The following is a 1,387-nucleotide window of genomic DNA, read 5'->3' as shown; positions in this document are numbered from 1 at the left end:
ATATACCCTTTCATGTTAATATATTTAAGTTATAATAGGAGGCTTACCCTTTTGTATTGTACGGTAGAAGCAGTGTGAGCTTGAAATTTTTTATGAAAAGGATGTGCCTAACTTGCGTATCAATAAATTTATTAGTGAAGCTGGAAAAGCGTCTCGACGTGGAGCAGATAAGTTAATTAACGAGAGAAAAGTAATTATTAACGGTAAGGTTGCAAAAATTGGTGACCAAGTAAATCCAGGTGATGACGTACGAGTAAATGGAGAGCAACTTCGTATTGCTCGAGACCATGTGTATATCGCTTTAAATAAACCAGTAGGTATTACATGTACAAGTGAAAAAGCAGTAAAAGGTAATATTATCGATTTAGTGAATCATCCTTTACGAATCAATCACATCGGACGTCTCGATAAAGACTCAGACGGTTTAATTTTGTTAACGAATGATGGCGATATCGTTAATGAGATTTTACGTGCTGAAAACAAACATGAGAAAGAATATATCGTTTCAGTAGATAAGCCGATTACACCGGAGTTTTTAGAGAAAATGGCAGCAGGTGTTAAAATTTTAGATACAAAAACTCTTCCTTGTGAGATTACACAGTTATCAAAATATGAGTTCCAAATTATTTTAACACAAGGATTGAATCGTCAAATTCGCCGTATGTGTGAAGCTTTAGGTTATCAAGTATACACGTTAAAACGTACGAGAATTATGAATATTGAGTTGAATAATTTACCAGTTGGACAGTGGAGAGATTTATCGAAAAAAGAGAAAAAACGACTATTTTCAGACTTAAATTACGAACCACAAGATTGGTAAAAAGAGCAGGGGAAACCAAAAAATGTTTTTGGTTTCTTTTTTTTGAATAAAAAATATATTTTTAACACTTGTAAAAATAAAGTGAATAGGATATATTAAATAACAATAAATGGATTTGTTACAAAAGCAAAGAAAAGGACACGAGTTATTTTAAACGGTTATACAGAGAAGGAAGGAAAGCTGAGAACTTCCTAACGCAGAAAAATAACTTACCACCTTAGAGCTGCACTGGGGAAATCAAGTATCTAGTGCCGTGTAAGCGACGTTATCGCAAAAGAAGCCATTATGTTTTTTTGTAATGGGAATCTGGGTGGAACCACGAATATAAGCATATTCGTCCCTATTTACTAGGGATGAATATGCTTTTTTATATTTAATTTCATAATAAGCGAAGAAAAGGACACGAGTTATTTTAAACGGTTATACAGAGAAGGAAGGAAAGCTGAGAACTTCCTAACGCAGAAAAATAACTTACCACCTTAGAGCTGCACTGGGGAAATTAAGTATCTAGTGCCGTGTAAACGACGTTATCGTAAAAGAAGCCATTATGTTTTTTTGTAATGGGAA

The 1,387-nt window shown here is 33.8% G+C and carries 1 protein-coding gene and 1 other annotated feature; the gene reads left to right on the top strand.

The window, feature by feature from the left end:
- Positions 1-112: 112 nt before the first annotated feature.
- Positions 113-820 carry a pseudouridine synthase gene (locus AC1DTM_RS26595; protein ID WP_002200551.1) on the top strand — a complete coding sequence of 236 codons (708 nt, stop codon included), beginning with the start codon at positions 113-115 and terminating at the stop codon, positions 818-820.
- A gap of 120 nt (positions 821-940) precedes the next feature.
- Positions 941-1,165, top strand: a binding site (T-box leader).
- The last annotated feature ends 222 nt before the right edge of the window (positions 1,166-1,387 follow it).

It is taken from the genome of Bacillus sp. P4_D3 (assembly GCF_056401855.1).
Note: the sequence above shows the minus strand (reverse complement) of the source record. Positions and strands in the feature narration are given on the sequence as shown.